A 19721-nucleotide genomic window follows, 5' to 3' on the forward strand; every position below is an offset into this window, starting at 1 on the left:
CTGAGGCGTCGCCAGTCCGGCAGTCCGGCTGCCTCAAACCCGGTCCAACGGCCGATGCGGCCCCTCCGGCAGTTCTACCTGGATGGTGTCGCCCGGCCGTACCCGGCCGCCCTCCTTCACGACGCTCATGATCCCGGCCTTGCGCACGAGGTTCCCGTCCGTGTCCCGCCCGACGACCTGCTTCAGCAGCCCGCTGCGGAAGTCGTCGATCTGCACACAGGGATTGCGCAGCCCGGTCACCTCGACCACGGCCTCGGCCCCGATCCGCAGCAGGGTCCCCACGGGCAGCCTCAGCAGGTCGAGTCCGCGGGTGGTGATGTTCTCCCCCAACTCCCCGGACCCCACCCGGAAGCCGGCCTCGCCGACCTCCGTGAACAGTTCCTCGTGTATCAGGTGCACTTGCCGCAGATTCGGCTGCGTGGGGTCCTGCGCGACGCGCGACCGATGCTTGACGGTCACCCCGGAATGCACATCCCCTTCGACACCGAGCCCGGCGAGAAGGGTGATGCTGCCCCGGTTGGGTTTGGTGAACGAGTAGTCGACGTTGCTGCTGACGGCCGCCACGATGCCCTGCATATGGAACCCCCCTGTTCGCATCAAGGCCCTATAGTGGCCTGCCGCTCCCAGGAACCGAAGGGCGGACCGCTCAGAGCTTGGGCTGGTCTTCCACGATGTGGCGATCGAGTTTCGCACCAGAGGCCCGCGCAGGGTCTTGACCTCAGCGCGAGCCGTGGGGTCTTGGACTTCAGCAGTCCAGCTCACGCCCCCGCAGGGCCCAAGTGAACGCGCGCCAAACCGGATCAGGAAGATCGAGCAAGGGGCCGTCCGCGGCCTTCGAATCGCGTATGAGAACGCCGGTCGAGACGAAGGCGGCCTCTACGCACTCGGTTGCGTTGCCGCCGCTGTACGACGACTTGAACCACCTGAGCGCGGGGACGGGCTGAGGCGCGGCGGGCATTCACAACTCCTTGAGGGCGCGATGGATCATGGCAGAGGAAGCTTCCATGTCCAACGCTTGTGCCTGGAGGTACTCGAACGCAAGTCTGTACCGATCCAGTTCCTCGTCCTTCTCCAGGAACAAAGAGCCCGTATGGAAGTCGACGTAGACCACGTCGAGTGCCGGCTCCGGCCCGCCGATGATGACGAAACTCCCTAGCGCCGCGGCATGGGCGCCCTTTGCGAAGGGCAGCACCTGGAGCGTGATGTGCGGAGCCTCGTTCGCCGAGAGCAGCCGATCGAGTTGCTCCTTCATGGTCTGTGGAGACCCGACAGCGCGGCGGATCACGGACTCATCAAGGATCGCCCACAGCCGCGGTGGCTGCGGGCGGGTGAGGATTTCCTGCCGCTTCATCCGGATGTCGACCAGTCGCTCGACCTCGGTCTGCTCCAGTGGGACTTCGTTAGCCCGCTGTACCGCAGTGCTGTAAGCCCGTGTCTGTAGTAGTCCTGGGACGTAGACGCAGCAGAAGTGGCTCTCGCGTACCGCTTCGTCTTCAAGGGTGAGCAGGAGGTTCATGCTTTCGGGGATGGAGTCGGCGAAGGAACTCCACCAGCCTTGCTGTTTGGCGTCCTTCGCAAGCGCGACAACGGCTCGGCGCTCGGCCTCGGTGGCCCCGTACTCGCGGCACAACGCGTCGACGACGATCCACTTGACCGGCCCCGCCTGAGTTTCGTACCGGCTGACGGTGGCCTTTGAGATACCGACGAGGTTTCCGGCCTCTTCGAGCGTCAGCCCCGTGCGTGCGCGCAACTTGCGCATCATGGCACCCAGTTGACGGCGGCGAGTTGTGGTGCGTACAGACATTCGGCTCCTTCGTCGAGCGCCGGGGACGCCCCGGAAACCCCACTCAGGCTAGGCAGGGCGAGGGCGGAGCCACCATCAGATTCACTCGATGGATTCTCGTGAGAAGTTACATGGAGAGATTTCTCTGTGCCATGCTCGATCACAGACCGCTACGCAGTGCAGTCGTACGGATACGGCAGGCGCAGCACGTGCGTGGCTCGGGAGGGAGGAGCGGTCATGACCGACCGCGAAGTCACCGAACCACCCCGGCTCCGCCATGTCCTGCCCTTCGAGGCGACGCCGGCGGGAGTGCCCATGCTGCGGAGAGCGGCCGTCAAGCAGTTGGGCCGGTGGAGTACGTCCATGGCCACTGACGAGGCCGAACTTCTGGTCACCGAACTTGCGACCAACGTCCTCAAGCATGTGGGTGAGGGCGTATCGGCGGCCTTGGTCCTCGAATGGGGCGGCGGGCGGCTACGGCTGGAGATGCACGACGGGAACCGCGTGCTTCCGATCCTCAGGTCGGCGAACTGCGACGAGGAGTGCGGCCGGGGCCTGCATCTCCTCGCCGCACTGGCTGCCGACTGGGGCACGGCCCTCACCGCCGCCGGCAAGGCGGTCTGGTGCGAGATCGAAGTGGACAGCACAGGCACGTGCCGACGTCTTGTGCGGGCTGCCGAGGTGCTTGAGAACTACCAGGGCGCGAGCGCAGCTCTGACTCGAAGCGGGCACGAGGCGGCCCTCGAAGAGTCAGCGATCGAACTGATCGCGGACCTACTTCACTGGACCGCTGCTCACGGCCATGAACCGGTCGACGTTCTCTATCGGGCCCAGATGTATTACGAGGATGGAGTGGGTGCGGCCTGACAGATAGGCATGCTGTTCTCGGTGGTTGCCACCGTCTCGGGTGGGGCAGCTGCGCCGCCGGCCGGTTACTTCAGGGCCGCGTGCAGTATGGCGCCGGCGTCAGCTACCGCCCCCTCCGCGTGTAGCTCCAGCGCAACCTCCATGACCTGTCGGTCTCCATGGTCTCGACCATAGACATGGATGAGGTTGTCGGCTAGGTGATCGTGCGCATGCTGCCGAAGCTCCATCATGACCAGCGCGGTCTCCGACGTGCTCAGCAACTCTGCAGTGCCACGCTGAAGAATGTTGAGCGCCATCTCCTCCTTTCCGGCGTTGTCCAGCTCGGTCGCCTGCTCTGCCAGTTGCCGCGCGACGGCCCGTTCTTTCGCGCTCCGCTGCCGGTCCCTCCGTCGAAGGGGGACCGGCAGCGGAGCTCTGGATGCCTGGGCCGCAGCCAGACGTTCTCGCAGGCCGGCTTCAGAAGTCTTCAGCTCGCGTAGGGCCGCCCGCATGGCGGCTACCTGTTCCTTGGAAGAGGCCAACTGGGCCGCGGTCTCTTCGCGTTCTTGCTGGTGGGCAGCTTGTTCCTGCTGGTAGGCCGTACAAGACGGGCAGGGAGTGTTGAGCTGCTTGGTGAGTGAATCGATTTCCCTGCCCAGCTCCGCGCAGCGCTGACAGGTACCCCGCCTCTCCGCTTCCGCCTTGACCCGGAGAGCTTGCAGGTCCTCAAGGCTAATGCCCACGTTCCGGCCGCTGGCGGCGGCGCCTACACAGGCCGCCTTGTACAGATCTTCGATAAAGTCGGGTTTGGGCACCCTTGGGTCGAGGCTCGCGAAGCGCGACAGTGAACTTGTGTTGATATTTAACTTTCTCCCTACCTTTGCCTGGGCAGGTGGCCTATCGGTCGATTTGGTCGAATCGTCCGCCATTGCCAGGCAGAACAAGGGTCGGAGGGCTAGTGCGAGCGCCCGTTTTCGTGGGAGTTGGCCGTCGTCCGGGAGTTCTTTCTCCAGCCACCCGCCCACCCGCGCCCGGCCCGTTCCTCCAGATGACATGCGCTTCTTCCTCCCTGAGCTGTCAAGTTGCCCTGCGAGCCAACAGCTCAGGGCCATCCGTGTTTTGGTCATTGTGCCCGATGGAGGCAGGCGCAACACCGGCTTTCTGCTTGCTTTTTCGCGGGCCAGCTTGCTATTTGCCGAGCAAGTTCAGAGCCTCTGCTTGCTTTACCGAGGCAAGCTGGCAAGGGGTGGACTTTCGTCCCTGTCGTGGTGTGAGCTACTGGATGAGCCGCTGGAGAGCGGGGGAACGCGGAGTCAAGTGCGTACTGACGCACGCTCCGAACTACGACGTGTCTGACCGGCGCGTTCATGGAGGCATCGGTGGAAGTAATTCCGTCTCACCAGGACAAGAAGTTCGGAAGCATGGCTCGGGCTGCGCTGTGGCTGCTTGCCGTGGTCAAGGAGGGCAACGTATTCACCAAGGCGCAACTACGTGAGGCGTTCCCGGACGTGGCACAGATCGACCGTCGGCTTCGCGACCTCCGGGACCACGGTTGGCGGATCGATACGAGTCGGGACGACCCCTCCCTGCGCCAGCAGGAGCAGCGGTTCGTAGCCAGGGGCGCTGACGTCTGGATTCCGGGCAAGTCGAAGGCTCCGAAGCACAAGGCCAGCTTGACCGCCGCCCAGCGGGCGAAGGTTCTACACGACGACAACTACCTGTGCCGCTCCTGCGGTGTGGGGGCCGGCGAGGCGTACGAAGACGGTGGTGGCATCGAGCTCTCCAAGCTCAACGTCGCCCGGCGCAGGGTGCTTCACTCCGACGGATCTGTTGAACATCAGCTCATCACCGAATGCAAGAGGTGCGGGGTTGGCGGAGGACCTGACCGTGAGGTCGACCTCGGGGCTCTGCTGGAGCTTGTCGAGAACCTCGCTCCGCTTGAACGACGCCTCTTCGCCAAGTGGATCGAGGTCGATCAGCGTACGTTCAGCCCACTTGAGAAGGTCTGGGGTATCTATCGGACGCTGCCCCAGGAGTCGCGCAATGCCGTGGCGCAGACTATCGATGACATGACCAGCTGACCTGGCACCGGCAACAGAAGCTGACAGGACCGGCAACAGAGAGGGACGGGAAGATCATGCTGCGGGAGTTCCCGCCACCGCCGCGCGCGGATGAGATCAGTGAGCGGATCAAGAAGAGGCTGGAGGAAGTGCGGGCCGCTGGCGGTACCAGGGAGACTGTTACGGTCGAATGGAACGAGCAGCAGATCCATGTCGAAGTGATCGACCTTCGGCTGAGTGACCTTTACCTTAACCCTGGAACTCACCGGATCCGCGCCCAGCGTACCCACAAGCCAGACCAAGATCAGAACCTGTACGAGGCGCCCTTCGGGAACGCTGGTCAGGACTACCTGCGAAATTTGCTCAAGGCATTGCCGTCTAATCCTGAGCTACGGGACCCCGCCTTCGACAAACTGAAGGAGGATCTCAATCAGTTCGGACAGAACGATCCCGGACTGGTCACTCATCATGGCGTGTTGGTGAACGGCAACACGCGCGCTGTCGCTCTGCGCGAACTCGGCCAGCAGTCGATGCGAGTGGGAGTACTCCCTCCATCATTCACTCAGGCCGATATTGACGCCGTAGAGTTGGCGCTCCAGTTGCGCCAGGACCAGCGTCGCGACTACTCATACATCAACCGGCTGCTCGCCATGGAGGAGCAGGCAGCGCTCGGTCGGACGCCTGAGCAGATCGCCAAGGCGTTCCGGATCCGGACAGCGACGTACCACCAGGAGCGGTGGATCCTCAGTGTGATTAAGGAGTTGAACGACCGCAGCGCGAGCGCGGGGGGTGTCGCGCTGCGACTGGTCGACTGGGAGGGGGCGCAGGAGCGGCTCAAGGAACTCCAGCGCCTCTACACGAAACTGGAGACCCTTGACCGGGATCAGGCCGAGATCTTGAAAGAGTGGCGCCTTGCGGCGATTCTGCTGAACTTTTCGAAGACGGATGTGCGTCACATCGACGAGGTGTTCCTGGGCGAGGAATATCTAGTGAAGGCACTGCCGACGGAACTGACGGACACAGGGACGGCTGCCCAGGCTGAATCAGTATCCATTCCTGGGCTGGACTTGGATGTGCCGGCGGCCTCGTCGACTGTTTCGGCCGCCCGCATGTTGAATGACCGAATCCTTCGTGCGGCAGCAACCGTGCGTAACACGGCGGCGGGGCTGACCGACAGTGAGAAGGCTAAGGCGCAAAATCTGCTTGATGGGGCGAGAGAGGCATTCGACAAGGCGATCGACGACCATGGCCGCGACGCTCGAATCCGCAAACGCAAGCAGCTTGCGCCGGCCCGGCTCGCGGACGCATGTGTCAACATCGACCAGTGCGTCATCGAACTCGTCCAGGCCCGCACTTCGCACAGCCTGGACGAGGAAGCATTTGACGAAGCCGTGCTGAAGCTCCAGGGCAGTTTGCGCAAGCTCGCTCAGCAGGCCGGGCGCGGTATCCCCAATCCCGGCGACGGTGTTTCATGGCTTCTCGCGGCTGCTAGCGCGGAGGGCTCCCAGTGACGGAAACGTCCCTGCACCTGGGGTTTGATGACTCACGTACCCGGGTGGTCCTGCGGACCACCGACCAGTACCGGCAGAACCTCGTTCAGCTGGCTGCCCGTTTCCGTACGGGCGGCCAGCTGGGTCCTCATTCCGCCTCGGTGGCCCTGGACGAACTCCTCGCGGACCTGACCGTCCTCAGCGGCTGGCCCCACCGCTCTGGTGTCGAGTGGGCTCCGGAACTCAGGAACCTCGTGTCCGGCGTGGTTCGCGACTCGCGGCTGGTCGCGGAGCGGCTGGCCGGCTCTGAAACGCCTGCTGAAGTCGCTGCCGACGAGGTGCTGAGCCTGCTGGGGGATACCTGGGGCGCAGATCTCAACAACTTCCAACGGCGGGACATCGCCAAACTGCTCTCTCTGGGGCATGGGGCGAACTTCAGTGTGCCCGGAGCCGGCAAGACCCGGGTGGCGCTCGCCGTATACGCGGCGCAGCGGGCTCAGGGCAAGGCCACCAGGCTGTTGGTGGTTTGCCCTAAGTCGGCCTACGAGTCGTGGCGTTACGAGACCGCGGTCTGCTTCAGCTACCCGTTGCGCACTCATGTGCTGGATGGATCCCTGGATCAGTGGGCTGAGGTTCTGATCGTCAACTACGAGCGGCTTGACCGCTCGCTGCCGCTGCTCGCGAACTGGCTGAAGTCCGCATCTTCGATGATCATCCTCGACGAGGCTCATCGGATGAAGCTCGGCGCGCGTGGCACGTATGGCGCTGCGTGTATGGCACTGGGACCGCTCGCGGAGCGACGATTGATCCTGACCGGGACACCGGCCCCGAACGGCTCCAAAGACCTGGAGAACCTTTTGGGCTTCGTCTGGCCGGGGCATGGGCAGCGCACGGTGACCCGGGCGGTGGCAGGTGGTGACCTCGCCTACGCGAGCACGGTTCTGCGGCCGCTGTTCACTCGTACGACCAAGCAGGAACTCGGACTGCCGCCGATGACGCTGCGGATGCGCTATGTCGACATGCCGGACCTGCATTCCGAGATCTACAGTTCACTGGTAGGCGGCATCTCCACCGGTACCGCTCGGGACGACCTCAGCGCGCTCGGCAAGACGGCCCTGCGTCTGCTGATGGCGGCGACCAGTCCCGCCTTGTTGCTGGAAGGCGCCACTAAATACGAGCCGTTGGCTTACCAGTTGCCCCCGCTGGACATCCCGGTCGGCAGTTCGCTGTACTCGCTGATGCAGAACCTCCCTGACTACGAACTGTCGCCCAAGTACAAGGAAGCGCTGGCGATCGTCGCTGAGAACGCCGCGCAGGGCCGCAAGACGCTGGTTTGGACGACTTTCGTACGCAGCCTGACGACCTTGGCACAGATGCTGGAGAAGTACGGGCCGGCCGTTGTGTATGGCGGTACACCTGACCGGGATGAGCAACTGCGTCGTTTCCGCGAGGACCCCAGTTGCATGGTACTGATCTCCAACCCCGCGACCCTCGGAGAGGGGATCAGTCTCCATCACGTGTGCCACGATGCCGTCTACGTGGACCGGGACTTCATGGCCGGCCGTTACCTCCAGAGTCTTGACCGGATCCACCGGCTGGGCCTCGCCCCCGACACGGAGACGCGGGTCACTGTGATCGCGGCGCGCGAGACGATCGATGAAGTGGTCGAGCTACGTCTGGACCAGAAGCTCGAATTCATGGGCAAGATTCTTGACGACCCCACGGTCCAGCAACTGGCTGACCTGGAGGAGGAACCGTCTGTGGCAGCGGGTCTCGCACCCGGTGACATCGAGGCGCTGCTACGGCACATCGGCGGCGGATAGCTCTGGCGCTAGGGTGAATGGCTCCTCCCCGCCAGCAGCCCTCCGCCCGGACGGAGAGGACTCGGCGCGGGCAAGGGCGGCGTTACACGACCTCACCGCTGGGCCTGTCGGTGGCCAGCGGTGAGACAGTGGGAGACTCGTGGGTGTTGAGTGCTCAAGAGCCAGCAAGTGATCATGGTCTCTGGAACACTTGAGAGCCGTTTTGAGTCACTTCTGGAAGGAGCGCCATGAGCGCCAGCGGTCGCGAACGTCCGCAGTTCACCCGGCCACTGACCTCGGTGGAGATCTGTGCCGGCGCGGGCGGACAAGCCGTTGGGCTTCACAACGCGGGGTTTGACCACCTGGCTCTCGTGGAGTGGGATCCGCACGCGGTGGCCACGTTGCGGGAGAACGTGGGCGGCTGGTCGGGATGGGACAAGGAACGCGCTAACGCTCTGGAACCTATGGATGTAAAGGAATTTCTTAAATCCGAGGTTCGCGAAAACCTTGTCATCCCTGGAGAAGGACTCGACTTGCTGGCCGGCGGAGTGCCATGCCCTCCATTCTCTCTGGCTGGGAAGCAACTGGGGGAAGATGATGAGCGAGATCTCTTTCCGGCTGCCCTGGATATCATTAGGGACCTCGCGCCGAAGGCTGTAATGATTGAAAATGTTCGGGGTATTCTGGAGCCCCCGGAGGTTTTCATTGACTATCGCAGGCGTATCCTAAGTGATCTTCGCGATCTCGGTTATGTAATTCCGGAGATCAAAGAGAGCTGGTCGGCCGCAGAGCAGGACAGTGTCATGCGTAAAGTCTGGCGGCGGGTCGATGCGGTGAATTTCGGCGTGCCACAATTGCGTCCGAGAGCCATTTTGGTTGTGCTTCACAAAAGCGTACTCAAATCCTCGGATGTTGGGTATCTTTGGCCGTCTGGAGTAAATGACGGGCAGGCCACCGTGTTTGATGCACTTGCCATCAGTATGAAAGAGCGCTGCCGGAAATACTGGGCGAAGAACAAATACGGAGAGCCCGCCAAGCCGGGGGAACGTACCGGGAAGGATGTATTTCAGGCGTGGGAGCGTAAGGCTTCTAGGGCCGCCGATTTGCGGAGAGGTGTCGCTCCGACTCTAGTCGGAGGTTCGAGGAAGCACGGTGGGGCGGACCTCGGGCCGACCAGGGCCAAGCGTGCGTGGGAAGCACTGGGCGTCGACGGGATGGGCATCGCCAACGATCCGGAGAACTGTGATCCGGAGCGGGATCTTTTTCGTCCCGCTGGTCCTATGCTGACCGTCGAGCAGGCTGCACTTATTCAAGGATTCCCGGAGGACTGGGATTTTCAGGGAAGGAAGACCGCGCAATACCGGCAGGTTGGAAACGCATTCCCGCCCCCTGTGGCCGAGGCTATAGGGCGTGCTATCGCAGCTGTGCTTCGACCGGAGCATGACCGCAATGAACTCCTTGGTGGCTATGAAATGGATGGCGTTGATTCCGTCCCGAGTGTGCCGCAATCAGAACAAATGACCTTGCCTGTGTCGGTCGAGCCGATTCTAGATAAGGCCGCGTCTGAGGTTGACCGTCGTGGCGATCTTGTCGGCACAGGTTTCTGAGCGCTCGTGCTCCCAGAAACGGAGCACGAGCCATCCGGCCTTTTCCAGACGCTGGTCGGTATCGCGATCTCGCTCAACATTGCGGATGACTTTTTCCGACCAGTACCCGGAGTTTGTTTTCGGCGGTACGTAATGCTCCGGGCAGCCATGCCAGTAGCAGCCGTCGATGAATACGGCTACCTTCGCCGGACGGAATACTAGATCTGCTGTACGGCGAAGGTCCGGCAAGGGGCGCGCGGCGACGCGATAACGCAGCCCCTGGGCATGGACGAGGCGCCGGATCAGCTTTTCAGGTTTTGTGTCCCTGCTGCGGATCGCCTGCATGTTGCGGCGGCGCGCTGCGGACGAGGCCCAGGAGCCTTCCGGTGCTTCCCACGGGGAATCGTTAGACACGTTGCAAGCCTAGTCCGCGGCGAATTACGACCCATGACACCCCTCATACGACGCTCCCGCCCCGCACCAACACCCCGCCCCCCGCTCCGGCGGCCAGGTCGTTGCTCGGCCTCGGGCCGCCAGTGTCGTTGCGTACTGCGGCAGCAGTTCCGCCTGCGTCGGTGATGACGCCTCCGACGCCGCGAATGCCTCGTACGACGGGACCGTGCCCGTGACGATGCCCAGGTTGGGCGTGCCGGAGGATGAGAGTTCGCGTAGTGCGGCTTCTATGGTCGACAGGTGCTGTTCGCGGGACGGGTACTCGGCCGTGAGGGACGGGTAGGCGGACAGGAGTTCCGCCAGTTCGTCGGCCGGCCAGTGCAGGATCGCGACCGGGAACGGGCGGGACAGCGCCTCCCGGTGGGCGTCGAGTTCCGCGCGCAGGCGGGAGATCTCCGCCTCCAGTTCCGCGGGGTTGTCGGAGCCCAGGGCCCACACGCGTTTGGGGTCGTGGAGTTCGTCCAGGGACACCGAGGAGGCCGAGGAGGACGAGTGCAGGGCGTCGGCCCGGTCGTCCCAGTCGTCGTGCGGGGCGCCCAGCATGCGGCCGACCCGGTGGCGGCCGAAGAGGAGGGGGTGGGTGGCGTACGGGGGCTCTGCGACGTCCGTCAGGAGGAGCGTCGTGGCCTGGGTGAACGTCTCGTGCGCCGCTTCCAGTTCGTCGTGGGACTCCAGGGCCTCGGCCACGATCACCCAGGGGGCCGGGTCCCGGGGCGCGGCGGTGCGGATGCCGTCGATGATGGCGCGGGCCTCCGCCTCGTGGCCGTACTCCCACAGGTTCGACGCCTTCAGGGCCCGTACCAGATGGGGGGTCTCCAGGGTGTCCGGGGCGGACAGCAGGCGGTCGTAGAGCGCGGTCGCGGCGGGGCGGTCGCCGGAGAGTTCCCGGTGGGCCGCGGCCCGGACGAGCAGGGCTTCGGCGTCCTCGGGATACAGATCGGCGGTCCGCTCCAGGCGTGCCGCTTCGGCGGTGTGGTCGACGTTCTCGGCGTTCTCGGCGTTCTGGGCGTTCTGGGCGTTCTCGGCGTTCTCGGCGGGCGTGTCGGGGCGCATGGGGGACACCGTACTGCCGTCGGCCGAAGGGGCGAGCGGCAAGGGGACCGGCGGAGCGCCGGGGCCGCCGGTCACGGGATCGGTGTCCGGCCGGGTGCGGGGACGGCCGCCCGCGGGTCCGTGGGCGGGTGGGGCCGGGTGTGTGTCGCGTACGTCATCATCGCCGGCCCGGCCTGACAAAGGGTGCGGGGTGGTTTCCGTGCCGCGTCGGGGCGCGGGTCTGGTGAGTTGGCGGCCGTGGGCCTATCGTGCGGGCGGTTTCGGGTGTGTGGGCGATGCGGGCGAGCAAGGGGGGCGGCGCGGGGGCGTAGGAGGCGGGGCGGGGCGCACGGGCGGGTGAGGAGGCGTACTGCGTATGCGGGCTTCCGGTGTGGTTCGCGGGGTGCCGGTCGTGGAGAACGGCACGCGGCGGCGGCGTGCCCGGCGCCGCCGGGCGGTGTGGAGCGGCGGCGAGATCCTGGTGACCGTCGGGGTGGTGCTCCTGCTGCTCGTCGTGCACCAGTTGTGGTGGACGAACCGGGAGGCCAGGCGCGGCGCCGAGCGGCAGGTTCAGGCGCTGGAACGGGAGTGGGGCTCCGGTGGTCCCGCCGCCGCGCCCGCGGGCACCGACACGGCTCCGGTGACGCCGCCCGCCCCCTCGCCCGCGAGCCAGGGAGGGGCCACGGACCGGCAGCGGTCGTCCGGCGGCACCGGTCCGTCCGGGACCGGCCGTTCCCTGGCGTACGCCGTCCTGACCATTCCGCGCCTGGGGCTGCGGGTGCCGGTCGCTGAGGGCGTCGACAAGCAGCAGGTCCTGAACAAGGGGTACGTCGGCCACTATCCCGGCACCCAGCAGCCGGGCCGGGCCGGCAACTTCGCGCTCGCCGGGCACCGGAACACGCACGGGGAGCCGTTCCGCCGGCTGCCGCGGCTGCGGGCCGGGGACACGATCGAGGTGGAGACGAGCGCGGCGACCTACTCGTACGTCGTCGACAAGACCCTGCCGCAGACATCGGCCCGGGACTCGGGCGTCCTGCGGCCGGTGCCGCGGTCGGTCGTGAAACCCGGGTACGGCTACACCGAGCCGGGCTACTACATCACCCTGACCACCTGCACGCCGGAGTTCACGTCCACGTACCGGCTGGTGGTGTGGGGGAAGCTGGTGTCGATGCGGCCGCGCTCCCCGTGACCCGGCCCACGGGGAACGATCCTGTTCCGGTGGCCTCCGGCGCGTGGTTCAGCCGCGGTCTCAGCCCGTGGTCTCAGCCGTGGTCTCAGCCGTGGTCCCGGGCTTGGTCCTGGTTCAGCCGCGGACCTGGGCGTGGTCTCAGTCGCGGTTTCAGTCGTGGTCCCGGGCTTGGTCCTGGTTCAGCCGCGGACCTGGGCGTGGTCCCAGGTGCGGTTTCAGGCGTGGTTCCGGGCTCGGTCCCGGAGTGCCAGCACGCTCACCGCGCCCAGTACCGCGAGGCCCGCGGACACCGTCATCGCGAGGTTCGCGCCCCGGGCCAGGCCGGCGCCGGACGACGTGGCCAGCGCGATGGTCAGGGCCACCCCGGCGCAGGAGCCGATGTAGCGGAACGTCTGCTGGGCGCCGGAACCCATCGCCGCCCGTTCGGCCGGTACCGACTCCACCGACAGCAGCGGGAGCGCCGCGTTGAGCAGACCGCTGCCCACCCCGCCGATCACGAGTCCCGGCAGCAGCCGCACCCAGGAGTCCGCGGCCAGTGCGCCCAGCATGGTCAGCATGCCGACCGCGTGCAGGGCGAAGCCGATCGCCAGTTGCCGGCGCGGCGGCACCCGGCCCGCGAGCCGCTTCGCCTGCAAGGCCACCGCGAAGGACAGCCCGGACCAGAGCAGGAACAGCCACGCCGTCTCCAGCGGCGACAGGCGCAGCGTCTGCTGCAACAGCGCCGGGAGATAGCTGAACAGGCCGATCACCGCCAGGCCGGTGAACAGGCCGCCCGCCGAGGACGCGAGGAAGCGGGGGCTGCGCAGCAGGTTCAGGTCGATCATCGGGGTCCGCACCCGCCGTTCGACGACGATGAAGACCCCGACCAGCAGCACGGCCGCCGCCAGCAGCAGGCCGACCGGCGCCCGCAGCCAGCCGTCCCGGCCCAGGGTGAGCGCCGCGACCAGGGCGACCAGTGCGAGGCCGAAGGCCGTGGCCCCGGCAGCGTCCGGCCGTCCGCCCCGCGGCGAGCGTGATTCGGACAGTCCGCGCAGGCCCAGTCCCGCGATCACCAGCGCCGCCGCGCCCAGGACCACGTACGCGAGCCGCCAGTCGGGCAGGGCGCCGGAGACCAGCGGGCCGACCGCGATGCCGCCGCTGACGAACGCGCCCCACACGCCGGTCGCGTGCAGTCGGCCGCGCGGGCTCGGGTAGGCGGTCACCAGCAGGCCCAGGCTGCTCGCCAGGATCGCCGCGCTCGCGGCACCCTGGGCGGCGCGGGTCAGGGTGAAGGCCCAGGTCGACGTGGTCAGGCCGCCGAGGGCCGTGGTGATGCCGAGGGCCAGCGTGCCGGAGAGGAAGATCCGGCGCCGGCCGTAGTCGTCGGCGAGGCTGCCGGCCACCAGGAGCAGGGCGGCGAGTCCCAGCGGGGCGCCGTTGAGGAGCCATGCCTGGGCGGACAACGGGGTGTGCAGGTCCGCCGCCGTGTCCGGCAGCGTGACCATCGGAGCGGTGTACGTCATCAGGGTCACCGCCGTCGCGGCGCTGGTCAGGGCCAGGGTGACGGCGGGCCGGGGGTGTCCTGACGGCTGGGCGGCGACGACCGGGGGGCCCGGGGTGTGCGGGGCGTTCCGGGGGGTCCGGGTCGTCCGTATCAGGGTTCGTTCATTGAACCTACTCATGTGCGGTACCGTAGCATGGTAGGTTCGTTCATTGAACCAAGATGTCGGAAAGTGGCTGAGGCGGTCCCCATGGCACTGGGCAAGGACTACGCGACGCAGGAGTGCTCGATCGCCCGCGCGCTGGAAGTCGTGGGCGAGCGCTGGACGTTGCTCGTCATCCGCGACGCGCTCTACGGCGTCCGCCGGTACAACGACTTCCTCGTCCACCTCGGCATCCCGCGCGCCGTCCTGTCGGCCCGGCTCAGGACCCTGACCGAGCAGGGGATCCTCGAAAGGCGCCGGTACCAGGAGTCGCCGCCGCGGGACGAGTACGTGGTGACCGAGCGCGGGGCTGAGCTGTGGCCGGTGCTGCGGACCCTCGGGAGCTGGGGGCGCGAGCACTTCCAGGAGATACAACTGCGCTCGTACCGGCACGTGGACTGCGGCACGGAACTCGGGCCGTACGGCGAATGCCCGGCCTGTGGAACCTTCGTGCCCGTCGCGGACGTTGTCGTCGTGCCGGGGCCCGGACTCGACCCCGATCCGGCCGATCCGGTCAGCCGGGCGCTCCTGCGGCCGAAGCGGCTGCTGGAGCCCCTGGCGATCGAGACCGGACCGTCGGGCGGGTCGGGCGACGCGATGTACGACAGGGTGTAGACGGGGCGTGGACGGGGTGTGGATCGCGGCGTGCGGGGCCGACTGCGGGGGTGCGGTGCGGACCGGCGGGGTTGCGGTATGAACGGCAGCACGACACGCAAGCGCGTACGAGCGGGGGAGGGCAGGTCGATGGTCCGTAGCCGGTCCAGCCTGCGTCCTGCCGTCGTCCTGATGTTCCTGCTGCTCGGCGTCGCCCTCCTCGACACCGGCGTCCTGAGCGCCACCGTCGCGCTCGCGGCGACTGCGGCCGCCGCCTCGGCGCTCGCCGTCTGCACCCTCGTCGCCGCCCGCTGCGCTCCCGCCGTACCGCCCACCCGGGTGCGTACGGTCATCCGCGACCGGGACCGCCGCACCGCCTTCCTGCCCCAGCGGGACCCCGATGCCTCCGGCCGGCCGCGGCCCAGAGCACCGGGGCGCGCCCTCCCGGCGACCACCGCGTAGGGCCCCACCCGGATACGTAAACGTAGGTGACCCCGCGCGGGTCGTCATGCCGTCACGCACGTCCTCTCCCGGCACGACGAGACCCCCGGAGGGTTCACCCATGTCCGTTTTCGCCCGCCTTGTCGAGCAGCTCGCCGAGCTGCTCCAGCCGATCTTCCACGCCTCCGCGGCGGCTGCCGCGATCATCCTGTTCACCGCGTTCGTCCGACTGCTGGTGCATCCGCTGTCCCGGGCGGCGGCCCGCGGGCAGCGGGCCCGGACCGCGCTCCAGCCCAAGGTCGCCGCACTGCGCGAGAAGCACGGCAAGAACCCGGAGAAGTTCCAGCGGGCCGTACTGGAACTGCACGCCGAGGAAAAGGTGTCGCCGCTGTCCGGCTGCCTGCCCAGCCTGCTCCAACTGCCCGCCTTCTTCCTCCTCTACCACCTCTTCTCCAACACCACGGTCGGCGGCCGGACCAACGGACTGCTCACCCATCACCTGTTTTCCGCGCCGCTCGGCGGGCGGTGGACGGACGCCCTCGCCGACGGCGGGGTGTTCGGCGCGTCCGGCGCCGTCTACCTCGGCCTGTTCGCCGTCGTCGCCGCCGTCGCGACCTTCAACTACCTGCGGACGAAGCGGACGATGGCGGCCGACGCCCCGGTGCCCGCCGGGGGCGCGTCGGCTCCCGGGCTCGCGGCGGTCGGCCGGGCCATGCCGTTCATGTCGTACTTCACGCTCCTGACCGTGGCCGTGGTGCCACTCGCCGCCGCGCTGTACGTGGTCACCAGCACGACGTGGAGCGCCGTCGAACGGGTGCTGCTTTACCGGTGAGCACGTCCGTTGTGCTGGTGAGCACGCCCGCTGTGCTGGTGGGGTGTTCCGGTGGGGAGTACGGGTGGGGTGTCCGGGTGGGGTGTCCGGTCCGGGCGGTGGGGTACCGGTGAGCGCGCCGGTGCGCCGGTCAGCGCACCGGCCGTGTTCCAGTAGGTGAACCGGGTGTTGCGGACTTGATCTCGACCTTGGAGGATCGACCAGACCTCCGATGGCTGTGGCCGTCGGAGGGGATCCTTGACCGAGGGAGATGGTGACCATGAAGCTGCTGCGAGTCGGTACGGCGGGGACGGAGCGGCCCGCGCTGCTGGACGCCGCGGGGACCCTGCGGGACCTGTCGGGGCTCGTCGACGACATCGACGGGGCGCTGCTCGCCGACGAGGCCGCGCTCGGCCGGGTCCGGGCCGCCGCCGACGCCGGCGACCTGCCCGTGCTGGACGCGGCCGGGCTGCGGATCGGGCCGCCGCTCGCGCGGATCGGAAAGGTCGTCTGCATCGGCCTGAACTACCACGACCACGCCCGGGAGACGGGTGCCGAGACGCCCGCCGAGCCGGTCGTCTTCTTCAAGGCCGCGGACACGGTCGTCGGGCCGGACGACACCGTGCTCGTGCCGCGCGGGTCGGAGCAGACCGACTGGGAGGTGGAGCTGGCCGTCGTCATCGGACGTACGGCCCGCTACCTGGAGTCGGCGGACGACGGGCTCGCGCATGTCGCGGGGTACGCGGTGGCGCACGACGTGTCCGAGCGGGAGTTCCAGTTCGAGCGCGGCGGGACCTGGGACAAGGGCAAGAACTGCGAGACGTTCAATCCGCTCGGGCCGTGGCTGGTGACCGCGGACGAGGTGCCGGATCCGCAGAACCTGCCGCTGCGGCTGTGGGTCAACGGCGAACTGAAGCAGAACGGGACCACCGCCGAGCAGATCTTCCCGGTGGGGGAGGTCGTCCGGTACGTGAGTCATTTCATGACGCTGTACCCCGGTGACGTCATCAACACCGGTACGCCCGCGGGGGTGGCGCTGGGGCAGCCCGAGCCGAAGCCGTATCTGCGGGGCGGGGACGTCGTCGAGTTGGAGATCGAAGGGTTGGGGAGGCAGCGGCAGGTTTTCGCCAACGCGTAGCGCTCCGCTGGGTGGGGCGGGGAAATACGGGGTGGGGGGAGGGGGGTGGTTTTTGGGGTGCGGGGGGTGGGGGTGCGGGTTTTTTGCGCAGTTCCCCGCGCCCCTGGGGGTGGGGGATGGGGACGGGGGCGTGTTCGGGTGCGGGGGGTGGGGGTGCGGGTTTTTTGCGCAGTTCCCCGCGCCCCTGGGGGTGGGGGTGGTTGTGTGGTTTTCCGTGCGTGTGGAGGGGTGGGAGGGGTGGGGTCGTCAGGACAGGATGGTGGCGAGTTTTTGCCAGGCGGGGCGGGGGAGGGCGTCTCGGGGGTCGTCGGTCACCACCTGGAGGACCACGTGGTCGGCGCCCGCCTGGTGGAAGGCGTCGATGCGGTCCCGGATCCTGGCGTCGTCGCCCCAGGCGAACAGCGCGTCGATCAGGTGGTCGCTGCCGCCCGCCGCCAGGTCGTCCTCGGTGAAGCCGAGCCGCAGGAAGTTGTTGGTGTAGTTCGGCAGGGCCAGGTACATGGCCAGGCTGTCCCGGGCCAGGGCACGGGCGCGGTCCGGGTCCGTCTCCAGGACCACCTTGAACTCCGGCGCCAGCAGCGGCTCCTCGCCCAGGATCCGGCGGGCCTGCGCGGTGTGCTCGGGGGTGACCAGGTAGGGGATGGCACCCGCGGTGCGTTCGCGGGCCAGGCCCAGGGTCCTCGGGCCGAGCGCCGCCACGACCCGGCGCCCGGCCGGGACCCCGGCCGCGTCCAGCGCGTCCAGGTACTCGACCAGGGCCGAGTACGGGCGGCGGTACTGCTCGGCGCGCTTGGCGTGGCTCACTCCGAGGCCCAGCAGGAAGCGGCCGGGATGGGCCGCCTCCACCTCGGCGAAGGCGGCGGCGCTGGTTACGGCGTCGTAGTCCCAGATGCTCTGGATGCTGGTGCCCACGACCAGCCGGGAGGTGGCCTCCAACAGGGGCAGCGAGTGCCGGGCGGCGCTGTTGCCGCCCAGCCAGACGGCGCCGAACCCGAGCTGTTCGAGTTCGGCGGCGGCAGCGCCGAGTTCCGCTCGCCGGTCCGGCTCCTCCGAGCGGAGTCCGACGCTCCAGATGCCGTACCGGCCGACCGATTCCTTCAGGGCGGTGTTCATGGTTCCGTTCCCTCCGGGTGCGTGTCATTCCATGATCGCTGAGTGCTCTGGCGGTTCAACCGGAGGGAGCCTCGGGATAGTCCCGTGGGGCGTCAGATGTCCAGGAAACGCTCCAGTGCCTCCACCACCAGGCGGTGGTCCTGGAGCTGCGGCAGGCCGGAGACGGTGACCGCGCCGATCACCCCCACGTCCGCGACGGTGATCGGGAACGAGCCGCCGTGCGCCGCGTACACGTCCGGGTCGAGTCGGGAGGAGTCCTCGAAGCTCGTGCCCTTGGCCCGGAATCGGGCGCCGACCAGGTAGGACGGGGCGCTGTAGCGCTCCACGACGCGGCGCTTGCGGGCGATCCAGGCGTCGTTGTCGGGGGTGGCCCCGGGCAGCGCCGCGTGGAAGAGCTGCTGGCCGGCGCGGTGGATGTCGATCGCCACCGGGGCATTGCGTGCCCGCGCCAGCTCCACCAGGAGCGAGCCGAGGGCCCAGGCGTCGTCGCAGGTGAACCGGCGGAAGACCAGCCGGTTCTGCTGTGCCTCCAACTCCTCGACGCTCGGGGCGACCTCGGCGGCGGACCCCGGTCCGCCCTGCGGGTGGCGGCTCACAGCGTCACCGCCACACCGTCGCGGGCGGAGCGGCGGGCCGCCTCCAGTACGTCGAGGGCGTCGGCCGCGGCCAGTGCGCCGACCGGGTTGGGGCCGGCACCGGTCAGCGCGTCGGCGACGGCGGCGTAGTACGCCGGATAGTCGCCGGGCCGGGTCGGTACGGGTGTGCCGCCGCCGGTGAGCGGGGACTCCCCGGAGCCGATACGGCCCCACAGGGACTCGGGTTCGGTGCCCCAGCCGGGGCCCGGCCGTCGCCCCTCGCGCAGCGCCGCCTCCTGCGGGTCCAGGCCGTACTTCACATAGCCCGCGCGCGAGCCGAGCACCCGGAAACGGGGGCCGAGCTGGGCGGCGGTGGCGGAGGCGTACAGGTGGGAGTGGACACCGCCGGCGTGGGTGATCGCGATGAACGTGTCGTCGTCGGCCTCGGCGGCCGTGCGGCGCACGTCCGACTCGGCGTACACGCGCGTGGCCGGGCCGAACAGGACCAGGGCCTGGTCGACCAGGTGGCTGCCGAGGTCGTAGAGCAGACCTCCGATCTCTGCCGGGTCGCCGGACTCGCGCCAGCCGCCCTTGAGTTGCGGACGCCAGCGCTCGAAACGGGACTCGAACCGCTGGACCTCGCCCAGCACGCCCTCCGCCAGGAGTCCCCGCAGGGTCAGGAAGTCGTTGTCCCAGCGGCGGTTCTGGAAGACCGACAGCAGCAGGCCGCGCTGCTCGGCGAGGGCGGCCAGCTCCCGGGCCTCGGCGGCCGTGCCGGCCAGCGGCTTGTCCACCACCACCGGCAGGCCCGCCTTGAGGGCGGCGGTGGCCAGCGGGACGTGCGTCTTGTTCGGCGACGCGATGACGATCAGGTCCAGTCCGTCCGCGCGGTCGAACAACTCGTCGGGGTCGGCGGCGAGCCGTACGTCCGGGTGCTCGGCGCGGGCCTGCCGCTGCCGTTCGGGGTTCGCGGTGACCACCGTGTCGAGGGCGAGGCCGTCCGTGGCGGAGATCAGCGGGGCGTGGAAGACGGAGCCCGCCAGGCCGTAGCCGATCAGGCCCACACGCAGGGGGGTGCCAGTCGTACCAGTTGTCATACGCCCACTTTCGCAACGCTGTTTCCAAA

The 19721-nt window shown here is 67.9% G+C and carries 20 protein-coding genes; 10 read left to right on the plus strand and 10 right to left on the minus strand.

What is annotated here, in order from left to right; translation table 11 throughout:
- Positions 1-33 precede the first annotated feature (33 nt).
- The 3 genes from ACFC09_RS04450 to ACFC09_RS04460 form a co-directional block, all read right to left on the minus strand.
- A complete protein-coding gene (locus ACFC09_RS04450) occupies positions 34-576 on the minus strand; it encodes an MOSC domain-containing protein (protein ID WP_376523882.1) in 543 nt (180 codons plus the stop codon).
- Positions 577-745: 169 nt separating this feature from the next.
- Positions 746-958 carry a DUF397 domain-containing protein gene (locus ACFC09_RS04455; protein ID WP_376523884.1) on the minus strand — a complete coding sequence of 71 codons (213 nt, stop codon included), beginning with the start codon at positions 956-958 and terminating at the stop codon, positions 746-748.
- Positions 959-1804, minus strand: a complete 846-nt coding sequence (locus tag ACFC09_RS04460; protein ID WP_376523885.1) for a helix-turn-helix domain-containing protein — start codon at positions 1802-1804, stop codon at positions 959-961.
- A 216-nt stretch (positions 1805-2020) separates the two neighbouring features.
- Between ACFC09_RS04460 and ACFC09_RS04465 the strand changes: the two genes are divergently transcribed.
- On the plus strand, positions 2021-2650 hold the full coding sequence (locus tag ACFC09_RS04465) for an ATP-binding protein (protein WP_376523887.1): 630 nt from the start codon (positions 2021-2023) through the stop codon (positions 2648-2650).
- A 65-nt stretch (positions 2651-2715) separates the two neighbouring features.
- Here ACFC09_RS04465 and ACFC09_RS04470 read toward each other — a convergent pair whose 3' ends face one another.
- Entirely contained in the window at positions 2716-3558 is an 843-nt protein-coding gene (locus ACFC09_RS04470; protein WP_376523888.1) for a hypothetical protein, read from the minus strand.
- A 438-nt stretch (positions 3559-3996) separates the two neighbouring features.
- Between ACFC09_RS04470 and ACFC09_RS04475 the strand changes: the two genes are divergently transcribed.
- The 4 genes from ACFC09_RS04475 to ACFC09_RS04490 all read left to right on the plus strand — a co-directional run bounded on the left by ACFC09_RS04475 (position 3997) and on the right by ACFC09_RS04490 (position 9588).
- A complete protein-coding gene (locus ACFC09_RS04475) occupies positions 3997-4710 on the plus strand; it encodes a hypothetical protein (RefSeq protein WP_376523889.1) in 714 nt (237 codons plus the stop codon).
- Positions 4711-4766: 56 nt separating this feature from the next.
- Positions 4767-6200, plus strand: coding sequence for a hypothetical protein (locus ACFC09_RS04480; RefSeq protein WP_376523890.1), 1434 nt, complete (start codon positions 4767-4769; stop codon positions 6198-6200).
- The gene (locus tag ACFC09_RS04485) at positions 6197-8002 is read left to right on the plus strand and encodes a DEAD/DEAH box helicase (protein ID WP_376523892.1); all 1806 of its coding nucleotides are present in this window, start codon (positions 6197-6199) and stop codon (positions 8000-8002) included. Before ACFC09_RS04480 ends, ACFC09_RS04485 begins: the two co-directional genes overlap by 4 nt.
- A gap of 227 nt (positions 8003-8229) precedes the next feature.
- Positions 8230-9588, plus strand: coding sequence for a DNA cytosine methyltransferase (locus ACFC09_RS04490; protein WP_376523893.1), 1359 nt, complete (start codon positions 8230-8232; stop codon positions 9586-9588).
- On the opposite strand, the gene ACFC09_RS04495 is transcribed toward ACFC09_RS04490, so the two are convergent.
- A complete protein-coding gene (locus tag ACFC09_RS04495; RefSeq protein ID WP_376524109.1) occupies positions 9529-9912 on the minus strand; it encodes a very short patch repair endonuclease in 384 nt (127 codons plus the stop codon). The genes ACFC09_RS04490 and ACFC09_RS04495 overlap by 60 nt on opposite strands.
- A gap of 93 nt (positions 9913-10005) precedes the next feature.
- Positions 10006-11073 (minus strand): hypothetical protein, encoded by a 1068-nt coding sequence (locus tag ACFC09_RS04500; protein ID WP_376523895.1) that lies wholly within the window; start codon positions 11071-11073, stop codon positions 10006-10008.
- A 355-nt stretch (positions 11074-11428) separates the two neighbouring features.
- Here ACFC09_RS04500 and ACFC09_RS04505 point away from each other — a divergent pair, with 355 nt between their 5' ends.
- A complete protein-coding gene (locus ACFC09_RS04505) occupies positions 11429-12241 on the plus strand; it encodes a class E sortase (RefSeq protein WP_376523896.1) in 813 nt (270 codons plus the stop codon).
- Positions 12242-12456: 215 nt separating this feature from the next.
- On the opposite strand, the gene ACFC09_RS04510 is transcribed toward ACFC09_RS04505, so the two are convergent.
- Positions 12457-13902 carry an MFS transporter gene (locus ACFC09_RS04510; protein ID WP_376523898.1) on the minus strand — a complete coding sequence of 482 codons (1446 nt, stop codon included), beginning with the start codon at positions 13900-13902 and terminating at the stop codon, positions 12457-12459.
- Between the two features lie 69 nt (positions 13903-13971).
- Here ACFC09_RS04510 and ACFC09_RS04515 point away from each other — a divergent pair, with 69 nt between their 5' ends.
- The 4 genes from ACFC09_RS04515 (at position 13972) to ACFC09_RS04530 (ending at position 16907) form a co-directional block, all read left to right on the plus strand.
- Positions 13972-14538, plus strand: coding sequence for a winged helix-turn-helix transcriptional regulator (locus tag ACFC09_RS04515; RefSeq protein WP_376524110.1), 567 nt, complete (start codon positions 13972-13974; stop codon positions 14536-14538).
- 129 nt (positions 14539-14667) lie between these two features.
- On the plus strand, positions 14668-14979 hold the full coding sequence (locus tag ACFC09_RS04520) for a DUF6412 domain-containing protein (protein WP_376523900.1): 312 nt from the start codon (positions 14668-14670) through the stop codon (positions 14977-14979).
- A 100-nt stretch (positions 14980-15079) separates the two neighbouring features.
- The gene (locus ACFC09_RS04525; protein ID WP_376523901.1) at positions 15080-15790 is read left to right on the plus strand and encodes a YidC/Oxa1 family membrane protein insertase; all 711 of its coding nucleotides are present in this window, start codon (positions 15080-15082) and stop codon (positions 15788-15790) included.
- A 259-nt stretch (positions 15791-16049) separates the two neighbouring features.
- Complete coding sequence (locus ACFC09_RS04530; protein ID WP_376523903.1) at positions 16050-16907, plus strand: fumarylacetoacetate hydrolase family protein; 858 nt, start codon at positions 16050-16052, stop codon at positions 16905-16907.
- A 246-nt stretch (positions 16908-17153) separates the two neighbouring features.
- Here the strand turns inward: ACFC09_RS04530 and ACFC09_RS04535 are convergent, their stop codons facing one another.
- The 3 genes from ACFC09_RS04535 to ACFC09_RS04545 form a co-directional block, all read right to left on the minus strand.
- Positions 17154-18020, minus strand: coding sequence for an LLM class F420-dependent oxidoreductase (locus tag ACFC09_RS04535; RefSeq protein ID WP_376523905.1), 867 nt, complete (start codon positions 18018-18020; stop codon positions 17154-17156).
- Positions 18021-18112: 92 nt separating this feature from the next.
- Positions 18113-18616, minus strand: coding sequence for a heme-degrading domain-containing protein (locus ACFC09_RS04540; RefSeq protein WP_376523907.1), 504 nt, complete (start codon positions 18614-18616; stop codon positions 18113-18115).
- Positions 18613-19692 (minus strand): Gfo/Idh/MocA family oxidoreductase, encoded by a 1080-nt coding sequence (locus ACFC09_RS04545; protein WP_376523909.1) that lies wholly within the window; start codon positions 19690-19692, stop codon positions 18613-18615. The genes ACFC09_RS04540 and ACFC09_RS04545 overlap by 4 nt, the downstream gene beginning before the upstream one ends.
- Between the last annotated feature and the right edge of the window lie 29 nt (positions 19693-19721).

The organism is Streptomyces sp. NPDC056161 (assembly GCF_042268025.1).
Lineage (GTDB): Bacteria > Actinomycetota > Actinomycetes > Streptomycetales > Streptomycetaceae > Streptomyces.

Coding starts and splice junctions, on each gene's coding strand:
- ACFC09_RS04450 (WP_376523882.1), bottom strand. CDS start 576: ATGCAGGGCATCGTGGCGGCCGTCAGCAGCAACGTCGACTACTCGTTC.
- ACFC09_RS04455 (WP_376523884.1), bottom strand. CDS start 958: ATGCCCGCCGCGCCTCAGCCCGTCCCCGCGCTCAGGTGGTTCAAGTCG.
- ACFC09_RS04460 (WP_376523885.1), bottom strand. CDS start 1,804: ATGTCTGTACGCACCACAACTCGCCGCCGTCAACTGGGTGCCATGATG.
- ACFC09_RS04465 (WP_376523887.1), top strand. CDS start 2,021: ATGACCGACCGCGAAGTCACCGAACCACCCCGGCTCCGCCATGTCCTG.
- ACFC09_RS04470 (WP_376523888.1), bottom strand. CDS start 3,558: ATGGCGGACGATTCGACCAAATCGACCGATAGGCCACCTGCCCAGGCA.
- ACFC09_RS04475 (WP_376523889.1), top strand. CDS start 3,997: ATGGAGGCATCGGTGGAAGTAATTCCGTCTCACCAGGACAAGAAGTTC.
- ACFC09_RS04480 (WP_376523890.1), top strand. CDS start 4,767: ATGCTGCGGGAGTTCCCGCCACCGCCGCGCGCGGATGAGATCAGTGAG.
- ACFC09_RS04490 (WP_376523893.1), top strand. CDS start 8,230: ATGAGCGCCAGCGGTCGCGAACGTCCGCAGTTCACCCGGCCACTGACC.
- ACFC09_RS04495 (WP_376524109.1), bottom strand. CDS start 9,912: ATGCAGGCGATCCGCAGCAGGGACACAAAACCTGAAAAGCTGATCCGG.
- ACFC09_RS04500 (WP_376523895.1), bottom strand. CDS start 11,073: ATGCGCCCCGACACGCCCGCCGAGAACGCCGAGAACGCCCAGAACGCC.
- ACFC09_RS04505 (WP_376523896.1), top strand. CDS start 11,429: ATGCGGGCTTCCGGTGTGGTTCGCGGGGTGCCGGTCGTGGAGAACGGC.
- ACFC09_RS04510 (WP_376523898.1), bottom strand. CDS start 13,902: ATGAGTAGGTTCAATGAACGAACCCTGATACGGACGACCCGGACCCCC.
- ACFC09_RS04515 (WP_376524110.1), top strand. CDS start 13,972: ATGGCACTGGGCAAGGACTACGCGACGCAGGAGTGCTCGATCGCCCGC.
- ACFC09_RS04520 (WP_376523900.1), top strand. CDS start 14,668: ATGGTCCGTAGCCGGTCCAGCCTGCGTCCTGCCGTCGTCCTGATGTTC.
- ACFC09_RS04525 (WP_376523901.1), top strand. CDS start 15,080: ATGTCCGTTTTCGCCCGCCTTGTCGAGCAGCTCGCCGAGCTGCTCCAG.
- ACFC09_RS04530 (WP_376523903.1), top strand. CDS start 16,050: ATGAAGCTGCTGCGAGTCGGTACGGCGGGGACGGAGCGGCCCGCGCTG.
- ACFC09_RS04535 (WP_376523905.1), bottom strand. CDS start 18,020: ATGAACACCGCCCTGAAGGAATCGGTCGGCCGGTACGGCATCTGGAGC.
- ACFC09_RS04545 (WP_376523909.1), bottom strand. CDS start 19,692: ATGACAACTGGTACGACTGGCACCCCCCTGCGTGTGGGCCTGATCGGC.